This window comes from Xanthomonas sp. NCPPB 3959 (assembly GCF_056675575.1).
Window position 1 is genome coordinate 57,178 of record NZ_JBWWVR010000001.1, and the last position, 18,787, is coordinate 75,964.

At 63.3% G+C, this 18,787-nt stretch carries 9 protein-coding genes and 1 pseudogene; 1 reads left to right on the plus strand and 9 read right to left on the minus strand.

The features are described from left to right. Nucleotides 1–49 precede the first annotated feature (49 nt). The 3 genes from AC1KVG_RS00230 to AC1KVG_RS00240 all read right to left on the minus strand — a co-directional run bounded on the left by AC1KVG_RS00230 (nt 50) and on the right by AC1KVG_RS00240 (nt 2,164). Complete coding sequence (locus tag AC1KVG_RS00230) at nt 50–433, minus strand: hypothetical protein (protein WP_005993867.1); 384 nt, start codon at nt 431–433, stop codon at nt 50–52. A 312-nt stretch (nt 434–745) separates the two neighbouring features. Beyond that, nucleotides 746–1,231, minus strand: a complete 486-nt coding sequence (locus AC1KVG_RS00235) for a chemotaxis protein CheW (RefSeq protein WP_006451575.1) — start codon at nt 1,229–1,231, stop codon at nt 746–748. A 147-nt stretch (nt 1,232–1,378) separates the two neighbouring features. After that, nucleotides 1,379–2,164, minus strand: coding sequence for a flagellar brake protein (locus tag AC1KVG_RS00240; protein WP_043889772.1), 786 nt, complete (start codon nt 2,162–2,164; stop codon nt 1,379–1,381). Nucleotides 2,165–2,363: 199 nt separating this feature from the next. Between AC1KVG_RS00240 and AC1KVG_RS00245 the strand changes: the two are divergent. Then, nucleotides 2,364–2,558 (plus strand): annotated as a pseudogene (locus AC1KVG_RS00245) (hypothetical protein); the annotation flags it as partial. Nucleotides 2,559–2,692: 134 nt separating this feature from the next. Here AC1KVG_RS00245 and AC1KVG_RS00250 read toward each other — a convergent pair. From AC1KVG_RS00250 to AC1KVG_RS00275, 6 genes are all read right to left on the minus strand, one after another. Next, nucleotides 2,693–5,365 (minus strand): methyl-accepting chemotaxis protein, encoded by a 2,673-nt coding sequence (locus AC1KVG_RS00250; protein WP_481093146.1) that lies wholly within the window; start codon nt 5,363–5,365, stop codon nt 2,693–2,695. A 349-nt stretch (nt 5,366–5,714) separates the two neighbouring features. Beyond that, nucleotides 5,715–7,973 (minus strand): methyl-accepting chemotaxis protein, encoded by a 2,259-nt coding sequence (locus AC1KVG_RS00255; protein WP_481093147.1) that lies wholly within the window; start codon nt 7,971–7,973, stop codon nt 5,715–5,717. A gap of 541 nt (nt 7,974–8,514) precedes the next feature. Then, the gene (locus AC1KVG_RS00260) at nt 8,515–10,773 is read right to left on the minus strand and encodes a methyl-accepting chemotaxis protein (protein ID WP_481093148.1); all 2,259 of its coding nucleotides are present in this window, start codon (nt 10,771–10,773) and stop codon (nt 8,515–8,517) included. A 479-nt stretch (nt 10,774–11,252) separates the two neighbouring features. Then, on the minus strand, nt 11,253–13,727 hold the full coding sequence (locus AC1KVG_RS00265; protein ID WP_481093149.1) for a methyl-accepting chemotaxis protein: 2,475 nt from the start codon (nt 13,725–13,727) through the stop codon (nt 11,253–11,255). Between the two features lie 89 nt (nt 13,728–13,816). Further along, entirely contained in the window at nt 13,817–16,066 is a 2,250-nt protein-coding gene (locus AC1KVG_RS00270) for a methyl-accepting chemotaxis protein (RefSeq protein WP_481093150.1), read from the minus strand. Between the two features lie 389 nt (nt 16,067–16,455). Beyond that, nucleotides 16,456–18,759, minus strand: coding sequence for a methyl-accepting chemotaxis protein (locus tag AC1KVG_RS00275; protein WP_481093151.1), 2,304 nt, complete (start codon nt 18,757–18,759; stop codon nt 16,456–16,458). Nucleotides 18,760–18,787: the final 28 nt, after the last annotated feature.

Here is an 18,787-nt window from a genome sequence, read left to right on the forward strand (position 1 = left end):
CGCAAACAGCAGATCGCCACGCGCGAGGGCGTGGCGATGTGCGAGGCGATTACTTGATGGTGGCGAGCTTCAGGCTGGCCGGCGAGCTGACTTCGATTTCGGCACGCGAGCTGTCGCGCTGGATCTTGCCGAGGACACAGACGTCCTTGCCTTCCAGGGATTCGGGAGCAAAGCTGAACTTGCCGCGGTTGGCGCCGTCGATGCGGGCCGAGAAGGTGTGGCGCGGGAACATGCCACCCATGTAGAGGAAGGTGGGTTCGCCTTCCGAGCTCTGCGCGTACTTGGCCTTTTCGACCTTGCCGCACACCATGCCGTCCTTGCCGACGAAGCGGGTGGCCATTTCCGGCGGAATCATTTCCTGCGACTGAGCCGAAAGCGTGGGAGCAACGATGACGAGAGCAGCGACGGGGAGGAGCGAGAGCAGGAACTTCATTGGGATTCTCCAGAATCAAAAGTCGAACGGTGACCCGTTTAAGTGCGCGGGCTTCTATTCAGCTATCGGCTAGCTGCCGTTCAACTTGAATCTAAAAAACGTGATTCCTATCTCACTTCACTCTAGGCGCACGTCTCGTGTCGGGAAGCTCCCGACACCAGATGGTCGTAACCGCGACTGCCGGCACCACTGCAGCCCCCAGGCGGGTTTGCTGCGTGCAGAAAGTCGTCGTGTAGCGCGCTACACGACGACTTTCGTGCTCTGACTAAGCATGCATAACGAGCGCTTGTTACGTGCCTTGATCGCTATACGTCAGGCGGCTTCTTCGGCCAATTGCTGCTGACCGAGTTCGGCGCTGTCCAGCAAGGTTTCGATATCCAGCAGGATCAGCATGCGATCGTCCTGGGTACCGATGCCCGAGATGAAACGGGTGTCGACGGCGGCACCGAATTCCGGCGTCGGGCGGATCTGGTCGTCGTTGAGCGGGATCACGTCGGAGACGCTGTCCACCACGATGCCGACCACGCGGTCTTCGACGTTGAGCACGATCATCACGGTGAAGGCGTCGTAGCGCGCTTCTTTCAGCCGCAGCTTCAGGCGCAGGTCGATCACCGGCACGATGGTGCCACGCAGGTTGATCACACCCTTGATGTAATCGGGAGCGTCGGGCAGACGGGTGACCGAATCGTAGCCGCGGATTTCCTGCACTTTCAGGATGTCCACGCCGTAGTGTTCTTCGCCCAAGGCGAAGCTGAGGAATTCACCACCGGTGCCGGTGGCAGTGCTTTTGTCGTTCATGGAAACTCCGGGCGTTGCGGCTGAGTGTCAGATTGCTGAAGAAATGCGGCAGAAGCGTGCGAAAAAGAGTGTGGAAGAGGTTGCCCTAGCAACATCGGCGCAGCGCACGGCAACTTTAGCGGTGCGCTGTGCACGGTACGGGCGGGTTCAGAACACGCCGCTCTTGCGCGCGTTGCGCTGGCGGTCGACGCGAAAAATATAGCGTTGAATGGTTTCGTCGGCGCCACGCGGCAGATCGCTGAACTGCATGCCGACACGGAAGCCTTCGCTGCCGTTGGGCAGGGACTGCTTGTATTGGCTGCAGACGGTGAGCGGTAGCGTGATCGGCGCGGTGTCGGGCAATTGCAGCGTGCAATTGCGGTAGGTGCGTTGCGGTTCGAGCAGCGGCATGCCGTCCGTGATCGCTACCGCCAGGCCGCCGCTGCTGATGTCGATCACGCGCAGCTGCAAGTTGAGCGTGCCGCCCTGTGCGTCGTCTTGACGAATGGTGCAGATGGGCGAATCGGTGATCGGCGTTTCCAGCCGGTACGATTCGCGGCGCTGCATGTGATACATGGCGTCGGGCAATGCAGCGCGGAAGGCGACGTGGATGTCGCGTTCCAGCCGGTCGGGCGTTTCCAGACGGAAACGAATATTGACCCGTTCCAGTTGCGCGTAGCACAACAGATACTTGGCATCTTCGATGGCGCGGTTGGAAGCCTCGTTATGGCTGCCGTCCAGAATCACACAGTCGTCGTCTTCGTCCACTTCGAGCACGGCGGTGGGCACGGCCATATCGCGGCCGGCCACGTGCATGGTCACCACGGCGCGTTGGTCGAGCAGCTGGCGCAGCAAGCCACGGATCTGCCGTTTGTTGCGCAGCAGATAGCGCTCGTCGCCTTCGGCAAGGTGATCGGCGTCGTGGTCCAGCTCTGAGGTATCGCCTTGGGACATGAGCACCAGCACAGTGGATGCGGGAATGCGCCCGGACGGTTGTCCCGGCGTCGCCTTGATATCGGCGGCAAAACCAAATCTTTAAGAGCGGCTCATAAATCGACTGCGGCTTGGTTGCAGGGGCCTTGCCCGCCCACCGTCGCGGGACACGCCGCAAGTACGTCCGTGTAGGCTCTTACGCGGCATCCATGCCGCGTAAGGTCCCACGACGGTGGGCGGGCAAGGACCAGTGGAGATGGTCGGTGCGCATGTTTTCAAGCAGCCGACCAACTTTCTGGTGCGGTGTCCTCGCCGATTGCGGGACCATGTGGCGGCATGGATGCCGCCACTGAGCCTCCAGGGACGGATTTACGGCGTGTCCCGCGAGCGGCGAGGGCACCGCGCCCTCGACTGACTAGGCTTGGGCGCATTTAGACGCCGCCACAACTCGAAACTTTGGTTGTCTCGCTAAGTGATTGGACTGTGCAGACAGGTCGTGCTGAGCGGCGAGGGCACCGCGCCCTCGACTCACCGAGCGTTTGACTTACATCAGTGGTAGGCGTGGCGTGCATTGGCCAGCAGGGTGCTCAACTGGTCCTGCTGTTCCAGACGGAACACTGCCACTGCGTCCACCAACTGCGCGGCCTGGTCTTCCATCGAGCGCGCTGCGGCAGTGGCTTCTTCCACCAATGCGGCGTTCTGCTGGGTGGTTTCGTCCATCTGAGTGACGGTCTGGTTGACCTGGGTGATGCCGGCGGCCTGCTCGCGCGAGGCGCTGGTGATCTCGCCCATGATGTCGGTGACGCGCTGCACCGAGCTCACCACCTGCTGCATGGTGTTGCCGGCCTCGGAGGCGAGTGCGGCACCGCTACCGATGCGTGCGACCGAGTCTTCGATCAGGTGCTTGATCTCCTTGGCGGCGCCGGCCGAGCGCTGGGCGAGGCTGCGCACCTCGGAGGCGACCACCGCGAAGCCGCGGCCCTGTTCGCCGGCACGTGCGGCTTCCACTGCGGCGTTCAAGGCCAGGATGTTGGTCTGGAAGGCGATGCCGTCGATGACGGAGATGATCTCGGCGATCTTCTTGGACGAGGTGTCGATGTCGGCCATGGTGGTGACCACGCGGCCGACCACATCGCCGCCCTTGGCCGCCACGCCGGCTGCGTCCAGCACCAGGCGGTTGGCCTGGTCGGCGTTGTCGGCGTTCTGCTTGACGGTGGCGGTGAGCTCTTCCATCGAGGCGGCGGTTTCTTCCAGCGCAGCGGCTTGTTGCTCGGTGCGACGCGACAGGTCGCTGTTGCCGGTGGCGATTTCGCTGGCGGCGGAGTTGATCGCCAGCGAGGAGTCCTTGATCCGGCGCACGATGCCGGCCAACTGGTCGGCGGTGGCATTGGCGTCGTCGCGGATGGTGGCGAACACGCCTTGCAGGTCGCCGTCCATGCGCGCGGTCAGATCGCCTTGCGACAGCGACGACAGCAGCGCGGACACGCGCGACAGGCCATCTGCATTGTTGTCCAGCAGCACGTTGAGTTGCTCTGCTAGAAGCAGCAGGAAGCCTTGCTTGCCCTGGGTGCCGACGCGCTCGCTCAGGTCGCCAGCGGCGGCCGCCTGCACGATACGCGCGACTTCTTCTTCGACCTGCACTTCCTGGGTGCGGTCGGCCCACTCGACCACAAAACCCATGCGCTCGCCGGCCGCGCCCAGCACCGGGTTGACCACCAGCCGCATGGTGCGGCCGCCGACATGGATCTGCGCGGTATGCGTGCCGGTGAGTTGATCGAGCATGCGTGCCTGATGCTCGGGCTTGCGATGGAACTGGTCGATGCTGGCATTGATCAAGGCATCGGCATCGAAGTGGGGCAGGTCGCGGCGCAATTCGTCCTGCACGCTCTTGAGCATGCGCTGCAGCGGGCGATTGACGTAGATGATGCGGCGATCGGCGTCGGCGATCATCACGTTTGTGCTGACGTCGTCCAGTGCGGTGCGCACGCGCAGCGCTTCGCTGGCAATCAAGTGGTCGCGTTCCAGACGTGCGCGCAAGTCGTCGCGCATGGTGCGGGCGCTGAGCAGCAGGCGGCCAAGTTCGTCGTGCCGGTCGATCTCGATCGGGTTGTCCAGGCGGCCGGCCGCGACATCGCCGAGCACGCGCTCCACCGCCAGCAACGGGCGGGTAACCATCTTGCGTGCCGCCACAAAGACCACCGCGATGCACAGCGCCAGCACTACCAGCGAGAACAGCAGCATGCTGCCCATCAGCTCGTCCAGCGGGCCGTCGATGGCGCTGCGCGGCTGGGTGCCGATCACCGCCCACTGCCACGGCGCATAGCGCTGGGCGGTGACTTCGAATGCCTGTGCAGTGCCCTTGGCGTCGCGCAACTGCAGGTTGGCGCTGGGCTGCTTGCCATCCAGTACCGATTGCAACAGCGCCTGCTGCTCGGCCGGTACCAGTGCCGCCAGGGTGGCCGGGGTGCCCGGCGGGGCGGCGATGACCTGGCCCTGATGTTCGCCCGGGGCCATGTCGACGATGACGAAGTAGCCATCCTGGCCGAGCTTGGTGGTGCCGACCTGCGCCTTGAGCGCGGCCAGGCCCTGGGTGTAGTTGCGACCGACGAACAGCGCGCCGATCACCTCGCCGGCGGCATTGCGCAGCGGCTGGTAGTGGGTCATGTACTGCTCGCCGAACAGCTGCGCCTGGCCGGTGAAAGGCTTGCCTTGCGACAACGCGGCGTAGGCCTTGCCCTTGCGGTCGAGCAGGGTGCCGATCACGCGTTCGTTCTGCTTGTTGCGCAGCGAGGTGGTGATACGCACGAAGTCCTCGCCGGTGCGCGCGAAGATCGTGGCGACACCGCCGGTGGCCTGCGCAAAGCGGTCCACCGCGTTGACATTGAGGTTGAGCGCCTGCTTGCCGGCGCGCAGGGACGGGGTGGCCTGCTCGCCGATGGTGACGGTGCTGGCGGTATCGAGCGTGCGTGCGCCGCTGGGGAGCATGTCGTCGAACACGCTGCCCAGGCGCTGGGTGCTTTCGGTCAGGGTGACGTCGTACATCGCCACCGACTGCTGCATCAGCCGGGTGCTGGAGCGCAGTTCGGCCTTGACCTGGGATTCGATATCGCCAGCGGACTGGCGGTAGATGGTCAGGGCCAGCAGGCCCAGCGAAATAGCGATGACCAGGGTCAGCAGCGCGGAGAGCCGGGTGCCAACAGAAAGCCGGTTGAAGGAATGCATGAGGAATCGACCTTGCCCGGGGGAGGGCGTTACGGATGCGTGAAGTCGATAGCGGCCGTCTATGCTCAAAATTGATGTTTTATGTTGAATTAGGCACAAATTGTCGCGTTCGCTTGGTTCCAGAGCAGGGGTGCAAGATTGCTATTTGTTAAGAATCGGTGAGTTTTCACGATGAGGAAGCGTCTGCATCCAGCATGGTCAGGCGTTGATGTGAAGAACATCTCGGCACAAAAAAAGGGCCGCCTCCCTCGCAAGGAAGCGACCCTCAAGATTCGTTGACCACGAATCAAACTACTCTCGAATGGTGTTCTTGGATGCGGCGTGTGTTGCGGGTTGCGGTGTGTGTGTCTTAGAACTCCTGCCAGTCGTTCGGCCCGGCCGCCGCGGTCGCCGTGCCGATGGCGGTGCGACGTGGCGGGGCGATGCTGGTGGCACCGACAGCCGGACGCGCAGCGAAGCGTGCATTGACCGGCGCAGCGACCATCGACGATGGCTGACGTGCCACCGGGCCTTGCTCGACGATCTTGAACACGGCCACCGCTTCGGTGAGCTGCTGGGCCTGTTCTTCCATCGCGCGGGCGGCGGCGGTGGCTTCTTCCACCAATGCGGCGTTCTGCTGGGTGGCTTCGTCCATATGGGTGACGGTCTGGTTGACCTGCTCGATACCGGCCGACTGCTCCTGCGAGGCGGCGGAAATCTCGCCCATGATGTTGGTGACGCGCTGTACGCTGGCGACGATCTCGGCCATGGTCTTGCCGGCCTGGTCCACCAGCTGCGAGCCGTCGGCCACACGCTGCACCGAGTTGTCGATCAGGCTCTTGATCTCCTTGGCGGCGGCGGACGAACGCTGTGCCAGCGTACGTACTTCGGAGGCGACTACCGCAAAGCCACGGCCCTGGTCGCCGGCACGCGCCGCTTCCACCGCCGCGTTCAAGGCCAGGATATTGGTCTGGAACGAGATGCCGTCGATGACGCTGATGATGTCGGCGATGCGCTTGGACGAGGCTTCGATGCCGCTCATGGTGTCGACCACCTTGCTGACCACGGCGCCGCCCTGTGAGGCCACGCTTGCGGCGCCGATGGCGAGCTGATTGGCCTGGCGTGCGCTTTCGGCGTTCTGCTTGACGGTGGAGGTGAGCTCTTCCATCGAGGCGGCGGTTTCTTCCAGGTTGGCGGCCTGCTGTTCGGTACGCTGCGACAGATCCTGATTACCGGCCGCGATCTCGCTGGCGGCGGCATTGATCGAGGTCGCCGAGTGCTGGATGTGCCCGACGATGCCGGCCAGCTGGGTGGAGGTGGCGTTGGCATCGTCACGCATCTGGGCGAACACGCCCTTGAAATCGCCGTCCATGCGCGCGGTCAGATCGCCTGCGGCGATGGACCGCAAGATGCCCGACAGCGACTGCAGGCTGCCGTCGGCGGTGGCCATCAACTGATTGAGGCTCTCGACCATCACGCGGAAATCGAACTGGAACTGCGCCGCATCGCCGCGTGCGCTGAAATCGCCATTGGCCGCGGACTGCGCTAGCTGCTTGATCTGCTGATTCATCGACGCCAGGTTTGTTTTCACCTGCGCCATGGTGTCGGTCAGCATGGCTTTTTCGCCGGGCAGCGCGTCCATGTCCTGGCTGAGGTCGCCGATCGCATAGCGGCCCATGATCTGCGCCAGGCGCTGTGTGAGCTGGATGTGGCTGTCGACCAGCGCGTTGGTGTCGCCGGCCATACGGCCGTAGTCGCCCGGGAATGCGCCGGCATCCATGCGGAAGCTGATCTGGCCGCTGTCGTGGCGCTTGGCCATGTCCAGCTGCGCCGTGATCAGGTTGCGTACCTGCGATTGCATCTTGTCCATCGCCTGCAGCAGGCGGCCGGTTTCGTCGCTGGCCTCGCTGTGCACTGCGTTATCGAGCTTGCCCTCGGCAATGGCCTCGGCAGCGCGGGTGGCACGGTTCAACGGGCCGGTAAGGCTGCGGGTGATCATCCAGGCCAGCAGGGCGCTCAGCAGCACCACGGCAACGCCGCCGCCGATCAGCATGCTGCGGCCACGCGCCATCGAGGCGCTGGCCTGGTCATAGGCCAACTGGCTGCTCTTGCGCTGCGCGTTGGAGTAGGTGCGGATCGCATCCTGCCAGCGCTGGGTGGCCGGCGCTGCGCGTTCGAGCAGGATCGGCATGGCCTGGTCGACCTTGCCGGCCATCCCCAGCTCGCGGACCTGCTGGTTGTGCGACAGCGCCTGCTCGCGGGTCAGATCCAGCGCGTTGCGCAGTTGCTGGTCGTGCGCATCGGCAGGAAACGCGTAGAGCTTTTCGCGCAGATCCTTGTAGCGGATGCGCTGGGCATCGATCACTTCGGCGAACTGCCGGTTTTGCTCGTCGGTGGTGGGCAGCACGATGTTGCGCAGATTCAACGAGATGGTGGCATTGGCGTCCAGCATGTCGGTGGCGTACTGGATCATCGCCATGTTGCGGTTGACGATGGTGTCCAGACGCTCGCGCGCCTGGCTGAGCGTATACAGGCCGGCGGCCACCAGCGCGCACGAGAGAAGGATCAAAACGCCAAAGGCCAGCGAGAGGCGCTTGCCGACGTTGAAGCGGTGCAGGAAGGAGTTCATTGAGGGACCTGAGCGGATGTGCCGTTGGGGTGGCATGACGTACAACGCAGCGCTGGAGCATTGCGTCAGGCGTCATGCCTTGTGTGATGCATCGGTCAGATAACGGCGTTAGGCGCGCTGCATTGAGGCAAGCAGAACTTGCTGGTAAAGCCCGGTCTCAGCCACGTGATCGCCATGTGTAGAGCGGGTAGGGAATTGGTGGGGAGGTGTCAGGAATACCCTGAAAAAGCAGCCGTAAATGGCGGTTTTGACCCCAGCTTGGCGCGGGGTGATGTGTACGATGTGAAGTACGATTTCACGCTTGCCGCAGTGTCTGCGGGTTGCGTGCAGGCAGCGATGTCGCGCATAACGCAAAACGGCACCGCAAGGGCGGTGCCGTGGTGAACATCTTGCAGATGCAGATGCAGATGCAGATGGTGCAGATGCAGACTTACGTGAGCGCGTGCTTGAGACGTTTGCGCAAGGCGCAACCGTCTCAAGCGCGTTGTGGCAGCGCTGAGGCGCACTTAAAACCGCATTGCCGCCAGCGGTGGGGCGTGGCTCAGAACTCCTGCCAATCGCTCGGGTCGGCCGCTGCTGCCGAGGCGCCAGTCACGCTGCGACGCGGCGGAGCAACGCTGCCGGCACGTGCGGCCGGACGCGCAGCGAAGCGGGCATTGGCCGGTGCCTTGGCAATGGCAGAGAGCTGACGCGCCACCGCGGTGTGCTCGGCGACCTTGAACACTGCAACCGCTTCCGTGAGCTGCTGGGCCTGTTCTTCCATTGCGCGTGCGGCGGCAGTGGCTTCCTCCACCAGTGCGGCGTTCTGCTGGGTGGTTTCGTCCATCTGGGTCACGGTCTGGTTGACCTGTTCGATGCCCGCGTACTGCTCCTGCGAGGCCGACGAAATCTCACTCATGATGTTGGTGACGCGCTGCACGCTGGCCACGATTTCGGCCATGGTGGTGCCGGCCTGGTCGACCAGGGTGGCGCCCTGGGTGACCTTGCTGACCGAGTCGTCGATCAGGTGCTTGATCTCCTTGGCCGCACCGGCCGAACGCTGCGCCAGGGTGCGCACTTCGGAGGCCACCACTGCAAACCCGCGGCCTTGTTCGCCGGCGCGCGCCGCTTCCACCGCGGCATTCAAGGCCAGGATGTTGGTCTGGAAGGCGATGCCGTCGATGACGCTGATGATCTCGGCGATCTTCTTCGACGAACCCTGGATGTCGGCCATGGTGGTGACCACCCTGGCCACCACATCGCCGCCTTGCGAGGCCACGGCAGCGGCGCCGATGGCGAGCTGATTGGCTTGACTTGCGTGTTCGGCGTTCTGCTTGACGGTGGAAGTGAGTTCTTCCATCGAGGCGGCGGTTTCTTCCAGATTGGCGGCCTGTTGCTCGGTACGCTGCGACAGATCCTGGTTGCCGGAGGCGATTTCGCCCGATGCCGACCCAATCGCATTGGCGGCCAGCTGGATGCGGCCCACGATGCCGGCCAGTTGTTCGGCGGTGGCGTTGGCGTCGTCGCGCATCTGGGCGAACACGCCCTGGTACTGGCCGGTCATGCGGGCGGTGAGATCGCCGGCAGCGATCGACTGCAACAAGCTGGAGAGCGACTGCAGATTGCCGTCGGCGGTGGCCATCAGGTGGTTGAGGCTTTCCACCATGATGCGGAAATCGAACTGGAACTGCTCGGCATTGCCGCGTGCGCTGAAGTCGCCATTGGCGGCGGCCTGCGCCAGCTGCTTGATCTCCGCATTCATTGTCGACAGGTTCAACTTGACCTGATTCATCGCGGTGGTAATCGCCGCCTTTTCGCCCGGCAACTGCGGCATGTCTTCGCTCAAATCGCCGATCGCGTAACGCTCCACCAGGTGGATGGTCTGCATCTTGACCTTGATGTGCGCGGCGACCAATTCGTTGGTGTCGGTGGCCATGCGGCCGTAGTCGCCGGGGAACGCGCCGGCATCCATACGGAAGCTGATCTGTCCTTCGTCGTGGCGCTTAGCCATGTCCAGCTGTGCGCTGATCAGATTGCGTACCTGGCCCTGCATGCGATCCATGGCCTGCAACAGGCGGCCGGTTTCGTCGTTGGACTGCGTACGCACATCGTTATCGAGGTTGCCGTTGGCAATCGCTTCAGCGGCGCGGGTGGCCTGGGTGAGCGGGCGCACCAGGCTGCGGGTGATCAAAAAGCCCAGCAATACGCTGAACAGCACCACCGCCAGACCGCCACCGATCAGCAGGGCACGGCCGCGCGCCATCTCGGCAGTGGTTGCGACGTAGGCCTCCAGGGTGCGTTGACGCTGCAGCGCCGAATAGTCTGCCAACGCGTTCTGCCACTGCTCGGTGGCCGGTGCGGCCTTTGCCAGCAGCAGCGTGAGTGCTTCATCGGGCTTGCCGGTCAGGCCCAGCTGCGCGACCTGCTCGTTGGCCTTGGCGGCTTCTGCGCTGGCCAGGTCGATCCGGTTGCGGATCTCGGTGGCTTGCGGCGAGGCGGAAAATTCGTACAGCTTGTCGTGCGTGTGCTGATAGCTCTCGAGCTGCTTCTTGATGATGGCGTAGAAGCGCAGATTGTCTTCCTGCGTGGTCGGCAACACGATATTGCGCAACTGCACGGCGATGACCGAGGTGGCATTGGTCATGTCCTGCGCGTGCTGCATGATCGTGATGTTGCGATTGACCACGGTGTCCATGCGGTCGCGCGCCTGCGCCAGCGTGTAGAGGCCTGCGGCGACCAGCCCGCATGACAACAGGATCAGCGTGCCGAAAGCGAAAGTCAGGCGCTTGCCGACGTTATACCGTTGAAGAAGAGCGATCATTGTGGGGTCTCGAGGCAGTGGCAAGAAGGACAAGACGCGTCGGCGCGGACGCGTTGGGCACTAGGTGAGGTAACGCGAGGCTGGGCATGGAGCGAGCCGATCGTCGGTGCATGTGATACGTCGTCACGACGCGACCGAGTGCAGGGCAGGTATGCATGCTTGGGATCTGTAACGGCCGGCTTGCTTGCCGCTTGATTCGCAAGGCCCATTACGTATGGGTGGCCGTCATTGAAGTGACGTGGATGTGCACAACCTGCCCGGAAAGCCCGGTGGGGCGCGATATCCAGACACGCGCCGATGGCAGCGGATTCACTTCGTGATCACGCTTTCAAAAAGCACTGCGAAGGTGCCGAATTGCAAAAAGCTGTGTAAAAGCACCGATTGAGCGTGGATGCACGCTAGCTGTTTCGGCGTACTGGCGTGCGGCATCAGACCGATGGATGCAAGACCGCGTGCAATGGACTCACGCCGTCACGCCGTCACGCGGCGCGACCAAGCCGGGCGGGTGTGGCGGCTGCCTGTAACTGAAACACCGAGACAGCATCGCGCAGCTGCTGCGCCTGTTCTTCCATCGAACGTGCGGCGGCGGTGGCTTCTTCCACCAGCGCGGCGTTCTGCTGGGTGGCCTGGTCCATCTGTGCGATGGTCTGGCCCACCTGCTCGATGCCTTGCGACTGCTGCTGCGAGGCTTCGCTGATCTCGTGCATGATCTCGGTGACGCTGCGCACCGAGTTGACGATGTCCTGCATGGTGCGGCCGGCCTGGCCGACCAACTGGTTGCCGTGTTCGACCCGGCTCACCGAATCGTCGATCAGCTGCTTGATCTCTTTTGCAGCACCGGCCGAACGTTGTGCCAGCGTGCGCACCTCGGAGGCGACCACCGCAAAACCGCGCCCCTGTTCGCCGGCACGCGCCGCTTCAACCGCTGCATTCAAGGCCAGGATATTGGTCTGGAAAGCGATGCCGTCGATGACGCCGATGATGTCGGCGATCTTCTTGGAGGCGGCCTGGATGCCGGCCATGGTGCCGACCACTTGCCCGACCACCTCGCCACCTTGCGAGGCCACGGTTGCTGCGCCAACCACCAGCTGATTGGCGCGGCGTGCATGCTCGGCGTTGTTGCGCACGGTGGAGGTGAGTTCTTCCATCGAGGCGGCGGTTTCTTCCAGATTGGCCGCTTGTTGCTCGGTACGCTGCGACAGATCCTGGTTGCCGGAGGCGATTTCGCTGGCGGCATCGTTGATCGCGTCGGTGGAATGCTGGATGCGCCCGACGATATCGGCCAACTGCATGACGGTGGCATTGGCATCGTCGCGCATGCGTGCGAACACGCCGTGGAAGTCGCCATGCATGCGGGTGGTGAGATCGCCGGCGGCGATCGCCTGCAGCACGCTGGAGAGCGAGGTCAGATTGGCGTCGGCGGTGGCCATCAGTTGATTGAGGCTGTCCACCATTGCGCGGAAGTCGTATTGAAAGCGCTGCGCATCGCCACGCACGCTGAAATCGCCGTTGGCGGCGGCCTGCGCGAGCAATTTGATCTCGCTGTTCATCGCCGCCAGATTGCCCTTGACCGTGTCCATGGTGTCGCTGAGCACGGCCTTTTCGCCGGGCAGGCGATCCATGTCCTGGCTCAGATCGCCGATGGCGTAGCGCGACATGATCTGCGCCAACTGCATCATCACCGCGATGTGCGAGCCGACCAACGTGTTGGTCTCGCGCACCATGGTGGCGTAGGCACCGGGGAAGGTTTCGGACTGCATGCGATAGCCGATCTGGCCGGCGTCGTGGCGCTGCGCCATCTCGCTCTGTGCGGCCAGCACGGCCTGCAGCTGTTCCTGCATCTGACGCATGTTGTCGAGCAACTGGCCGGTTTCGTCGCGGCTGGGCGCGACGATGCCCTCGTCCAACCGGCCTTGCGCGATGTTGGCGGCCACCGCGGCGGCGCGGCGCACATTGCGGGTGAGCTTGGACAAGGTGTACCAGCCCAGCGCTGCAATCAGCACGGCCAGCACCGACAGGCCGGCGATCGCTTGCCACATCGCAGTGCGGGCTTCGACCAGGTGACGCTCGGACTGGCGCTGCAAGGCCTGCAACGACACGCCGCTCAAGTCCTGCATGGCCTGGCCGAGATCGTCGAGCGCGGCATTCCAGCGCGTATCGGCCTGTGCATCGCTGCCTTCCAGCGCGCTGCGCAGTACAGCCAATGCCGCGTCTGCACGCGCCGCTTCGGTTGTTGCTGCTGTGGCCAGGGCGGGGTCCGGGTGTTCCAGCAAGCCCATCGCCTTGTCCAGCTCATGGCGAAAGCGCAGATGGTTGCGTGCGAGCTGGCCCAGTTGTTCGCGCAGCATGGCGCGGCTGTCGGCTGCCTGCGACGGGTCGTTGGCGGCGTCCAGCCGGGTCAGCGACTCGGTGGCATCGGGGCTGTAGATCAGCGTGGAGACCACCAGGTGGTAGCTCTCGATATACGGGGTGTAGACCAGTTGGCTGTCGTCGCGCAGTGCGTCGAGTGCGGCAAACGCCTGCTCGCTCACTGCGGCATAGCCGTCCGCGGCAACGCCAGCGACATGGCGTTTTTGCAAGGCAAGCAATTCTTTCTGGCTGCGTTCGAAACCGGGCATGCGCGCGGTGGTAGCGAGCAGCTGTTGCAGATCGCGATTGGCGCGTTGCGCGGCGCTACTGGCGGCGCTGCCGCTGTCCACATGTGCGGCGTGCAGGTCGGTGATCAAACCCAGCATCTGCCCGAGCGGGGCATAGCTGCGCAGTTCGTTGCTGCTGATGGCCACACTTTCATTGAGCTTGCCGCGATAGAGCAGCACCGGGATGACCATGCCTGCCAAGGCGAGCACACCGATCGCGCCGAGCTTTCTTGCGATTGCCAGATCGTCCCAGCGGCTGCTCCAGCGGCGCGGGGAGGGGTGGGCAGTCTGAGTCGACAGCGCGGGCGAAGTGGTCATTGATGCTTCTCGAAGGCGTACGCAACCTATCGGCCAATAGCTGCTATGCCTTGAGCCGGCCGGCACGATGGCCGGCCGGCTCCATTCAGTCAAAATTCCTGCCAGCTGCTGTCGTTGCTGGGTGCGGTGACCACGGCACGCGGCTTGGACGCGGCGCTGCGACCGGCTGCGGCGACCTTGGCCTTGACGGCCGTGGTCACTGCCGGGCGCAGCACCGCAGCGCGTACCGGTGCCTGGGCATAGGCGGTATCGGTCTTGAACACCGCCACTGCGTCGGTGAGCTGGGTGGCCTGGTCTTCCAGCGCACGTGCGGCGGCAGTGGCTTCTTCCACCAATGCGGCGTTCTGCTGGGTGGTTTCGTCCATCTGGGTGATGGTCTGGTTGACCTGTTCGATCCCGGCCGACTGTTCCTGCGAGGCGGCGGAAATCTCGCCCATGATGTCGGTCACGCGCTGCACGCTGGCCACCACTTCGCCCATGGTCTTGCCGGCGGTGTGCACCAGTGCCGAGCCTTCGGCGACACGTTCGACCGAATCGTCGATCAGGCCCTTGATCTCCTTGGCCGCCGCAGACGAACGCTGTGCCAGCGTGCGGACTTCCGAGGCCACCACCGCGAAACCGCGGCCCTGTTCGCCGGCACGTGCCGCTTCCACCGCTGCGTTCAACGCCAGGATATTGGTCTGGAAGGCGATGCCGTCGATGACGGAGATGATGTCGGCGATCTTCTTGGACGAGGCTTCGATGCCGCTCATGGTCTGCACCACCTTGCCGACCACGTCGCCGCCTTGCGAGGCCACGCTAGCCGCGCCGATGGCGAGCTGGTTGGCCTGGCGCGCGCCTTCGGCATTCTGCTTGACGGTGGAGGTGAGCTCTTCCATCGAGGCGGCGGTTTCTTCCAGGTTGGCGGCCTGTTGTTCGGTGCGCTGCGACAGATCCTGGTTGCCGGCGGCGATCTCGCTGGCGGCGCCCTTGATCGAAATCGCCGAGGCCTTGATCCCGCTGACGATCTCGGCCAGCTGCGTGGCGGTGGCATTGGCATCGTCACGCATCTGCGCGAACACGCCGCGGAAATCGCCGCTCATGCGTGCGGTGAGATCGCCTGCAGCGATCGACTGCAACAGGCCGGACAACGCCTGCAGGTTGCCGTCGGCGGTGGACATCAGGTGATTGAGGCTTTCCACCATCACACGGAAGTCGTACTGGAAGCGCTCGGCATCGCCGCGGGCGCTGAAGTCGCCATTGGCGGCCGATTGGGCCAGGTGCTTGATCTCGGTATTCATCGCACCGAGATTGACCTTGACCTGCGCCATGGTGTCGCTGAGCACGGCCTTTTCGCCGGGCAGCTTTTCCATGTCCTCGGACAGATCACCGATCGCGTAGCGGCCCATGATCTGCGCCAGACGCATCTTCACCGCGATGTGCGAGCCCACCAGGTTGTTGGTGTCGTGCGCCATGCGGCCGTACTCGCCGGGGAAGGCTGCCGCATCGATGCGGAAGCTGATCTGGCCGTCGTCGTGACGCTTGGCCATGTCGGTCTGCGCGCTGAGCAGGTTGCGCAGTTGCAGCTGCATCTTGCTCATGGCCTTGAGCAGGCGGCCGGCTTCGTCATTGGCCTGCGTGTTGACGTCGTTGTCCAGGTTGCCGCCGGCAATTGCTTCTGCGGCGCGGGTGGCGCGGCTCAACGGCTGGGTGAGGCTGCGGGTGATCAGCAGGCCCAGTGTACCGCTCAGCAGCACCACCAGCAGCGAGCCGCCAATCAGCAGCTTGCGTGAGTCGTCCATGGATTGCAGCGCGTCAGCGGAGGCCTCGCCGGCCAGCTTGTCCTGCAGATCGATGTTTTCGCCAATCTTGTCCTGCCATTGCTGCATTGCCGGTGCGGCCTTGGTCAGCAGCAGGGGCAGTGCCTCGTCGCTGTGATTGGTCATGACCAGATCGATGACCTTGTCGTTAAATCCCTTGGCGATCTCACGGCGACGATCGATTTCCGCCCGGATGGCCTTGCCTTCTTCGGAGGGCGGAATTGCATACAAGGTTTCGCGTGCCTTGAGGTAATCGGCGCGCGCACCTTTGATGATCTCGATGAATCGGAGGTTGTCTTCGTTGGAGGTCGGCAGCACGACATTACGGATCTGCATCGAAATGATGTAATTGGCATTCATCATGTCGTTGGACAGCCGGATCTTCTCCATGTTCTGGTGCACCAGATGGTCCACGAGTGCGCGTGCAGAGGTCAGCCCACGATAGCCGATGAAGGCGATAATCCCTGACAACACGATCAGCACAGCAAAAGCCGCCGCCAATCGAGGGCCGACGTTGTAGCGTTGGAGAAGTGCGGTCATGACAGATCCTGGATGGCGTTATGCGATGAAAGGGAGCGACCGAGTAGCGCCGACCACTTGCTGTATGCCGTGTCGCTATGCGCAGTAACGGCTCGCCATGCCAATTACTTAATACCTCAATAGCGTAAATATATAAGTCAAGTCATGCTTGTGAAAATGGCGTCGCCAACTAAATCGTTTTGCGGCCCGGATTAAAGGTTTCCAATTGTCGATCACGCCGAACGCGACCGTCGGCTAATCAATACATAAGTAAAATATTATTATCGATATGCGTTTATTCTCGCCTCATGGCTGAGTCTGCTTATGAAAAATTGCGGCAATAAAAAAGCCGCGCTCCCGAAAGAGCGCGGCTTGGACTGCAGCGACTTGTATGTCGACGATCTGCGCGTTTAGAACTCCGCCCAATCCGACTCGTTGGACGGCGCCGCTGCGGCGGCAGTACGTGCGGTCGACCGTGCGGTAGCCGGCTTGGAGGCAGCCAGCTTGGACACCGATGACCTGGCAGCGGGCTTCTTGGCAGCAGGCGCAGTGCTGGCAGCCGGGCGCTTGGCGGTGATGTGGCGCACCACCGGGGTGGCGCGTGTCACTGCTTCCAGCTCGGCCGACAGCCTGAACAGCGCGACCGCTTCGGTGAGCTGCTGCGCCTGCTCTTCCATCGAGCGTGCGGCGGCGGTGGCTTCTTCCACCAGCGCGGCGTTCTGCTGGGTGGCCTCATCCATGTGGGTCACGGTCTGGTTGACCTGCTCGATGCCGGCCGACTGCTCCTGCGAGGCGGCGGAAATCTCGCTCATGATGTCAGTGACGCGCTGCACCGAAGAGACGATCTCGCTCATGGTGCTGCCGGCCTGATTGACCAGTGCCGAGCCTTCGGCCACCTTGCTCACCGAGTCGTCGATCAGGCTCTTGATCTCCTTCGCTGCGCCGGCCGAACGCTGTGCCAGCGTGCGCACTTCCGAGGCGACCACCGCAAATCCACGGCCCTGCTCACCGGCACGCGCCGCTTCCACCGCCGCATTCAAGGCCAGGATATTGGTCTGGAAGGCGATGCCATCGATGACGCTGATGATCTCGGCGATCTTCTTGGACGAGGTCTCGATGCCGGACATGGTGGTGACCACCTGGCCGACGACGCTGCCGCCATGCGAGGCCACGCCTGCCGCGCCGATCGCCAGCTGATTGGCCTGGCGCGCGTGTTCGGCGTTCTGCTTGACGGTGGAGGTGAGTTCTTCCATCGAGGCGGCGGTTTCTTCCAGATTGGCCGCCTGCTGCTCGGTGCGCTGCGACAGGTCGTTGTTGCCCGCGGCGATTTCGCCTGCGGCAGTGTTGATGGCCAAGGTGGAATGCTTGATGCGGCCGACGATGTCGGTCAGGCGCTGGGTGGTGGCATTGGCATCGTCGCGCAGGCGCGCGAACACGCCGTGGAACTCGCCATCCATGCGCGCGGTGAGATCGCCCTCGGCCACTGCGCCGAGCAACTGCGACAGCTTGCCCAGATTGCGGTCGCTGACTTCCATCATCGAGTTCAGATCCGACACCATCACCGCGAAGTCGTACTTGAAACGTGCTGCGTCGCCACGTGCGCTGAAATCGCCGGCGGCGGCGGCCTGCGCCAATTGTTTGATCTCGGTATTGATCGACAACAGGCTGGCCTTGGCCGCATCCATCGCTTCATGCAGGATCGCGCGGCTGGCCGGCAGACGGCGTGCGTCCTGGGTCAGGTCGCCCTGCGCATATTGATTGAGGATGCGCACCGAATCGGTGATGGCATCCAGATGCTCGAAGATCATCGTGTTGATGCCGCCGGCCAGGTTGCCATACACGCCTGGGAAATCTTCCGGCATGCGGTGGGTGATGTCTTCGGCCGCATGCAGGTGCGACATGCGGGCGGTTTCGTCGCTGAAGCGGCGCAGCATCTGCGTCATGCCACCGGTGGCCTCCAGCATCTGGCCGATTTCGTCGTTGCTGGTCTTGCTGACCTGCACGCTCAGATCGCCACGCGAGACCGCCTTGATCGCGCCCAGTGCCTTGGACAGCGGGGTGGTGATGCTGCGTGCGATCAACCAGCCGAAGGTGACCGACAACGCCGCCATCAGCAGCGTGCCGAGCAGCAGTACCGCGCTGGTGAGTTTGAACGAGGCTGCGCTGGCGGTCACCATATCGCTCAGTGCCTTGGACTGCTGCGCATAGAGCTTGTCGACCGAGGCGAACAGTTCCTTGCGGATCTCGCCGGACTGCTTGCGCGAAAATTCCATTGCCGCGGCACGGTCTGGATCTGTGTAGAGCTTGCGCAGTTGCTGGTTGGCCGCGAAGTAGCGTGCGCTGGCATCGGTCAGCTTGGCGTACTCGGCCTTCAACGGCGAGGCGGCGCCGATCTTGGTATCCAGGACCTTTTGCGTTTCGACGTATTTGGCCTGGATCTCGTCCATGCGCTTGAAGAACATCGCATAGCGTTCCGGATCGTCGAGATTGACGAACTGGCCCACTTCATAGACGCGGAATTCGCCAGCGAAACCACGCAACTCGGACAGGCGGCTCAGCACCGGCACCACGTCCTGATTGATCAGGTCGGTTTCCTGCTGCATCTGCTTCATGCGTGAAAAGCCGAGTCCACCCAGCAGGGCAGTCAGCACGGCGCTCAGGCAGAAGGCAAACATCAGTTTGCGGCGGATCGGCCAGTCGTTGAACTTGTTCATTATTTACCTCGGAGTTACGCAGAGACGT

Bases quoted from the DNA above. Each gene is read 5' to 3' on its own strand.
- AC1KVG_RS00230 (WP_005993867.1), bottom strand. From the start codon at position 433: ATGAAGTTCCTGCTCTCGCTCCTCCCCGTCGCTGCTCTCGTCATCGTT.
- AC1KVG_RS00235 (WP_006451575.1), bottom strand. From the start codon at position 1,231: ATGAACGACAAAAGCACTGCCACCGGCACCGGTGGTGAATTCCTCAGC.
- AC1KVG_RS00240 (WP_043889772.1), bottom strand. From the start codon at position 2,164: ATGTCCCAAGGCGATACCTCAGAGCTGGACCACGACGCCGATCACCTT.
- AC1KVG_RS00250 (WP_481093146.1), bottom strand. From the start codon at position 5,365: ATGCATTCCTTCAACCGGCTTTCTGTTGGCACCCGGCTCTCCGCGCTG.
- AC1KVG_RS00255 (WP_481093147.1), bottom strand. From the start codon at position 7,973: ATGAACTCCTTCCTGCACCGCTTCAACGTCGGCAAGCGCCTCTCGCTG.
- AC1KVG_RS00260 (WP_481093148.1), bottom strand. From the start codon at position 10,773: ATGATCGCTCTTCTTCAACGGTATAACGTCGGCAAGCGCCTGACTTTC.
- AC1KVG_RS00265 (WP_481093149.1), bottom strand. From the start codon at position 13,727: ATGACCACTTCGCCCGCGCTGTCGACTCAGACTGCCCACCCCTCCCCG.
- AC1KVG_RS00270 (WP_481093150.1), bottom strand. From the start codon at position 16,066: ATGACCGCACTTCTCCAACGCTACAACGTCGGCCCTCGATTGGCGGCG.
- AC1KVG_RS00275 (WP_481093151.1), bottom strand. From the start codon at position 18,759: ATGAACAAGTTCAACGACTGGCCGATCCGCCGCAAACTGATGTTTGCC.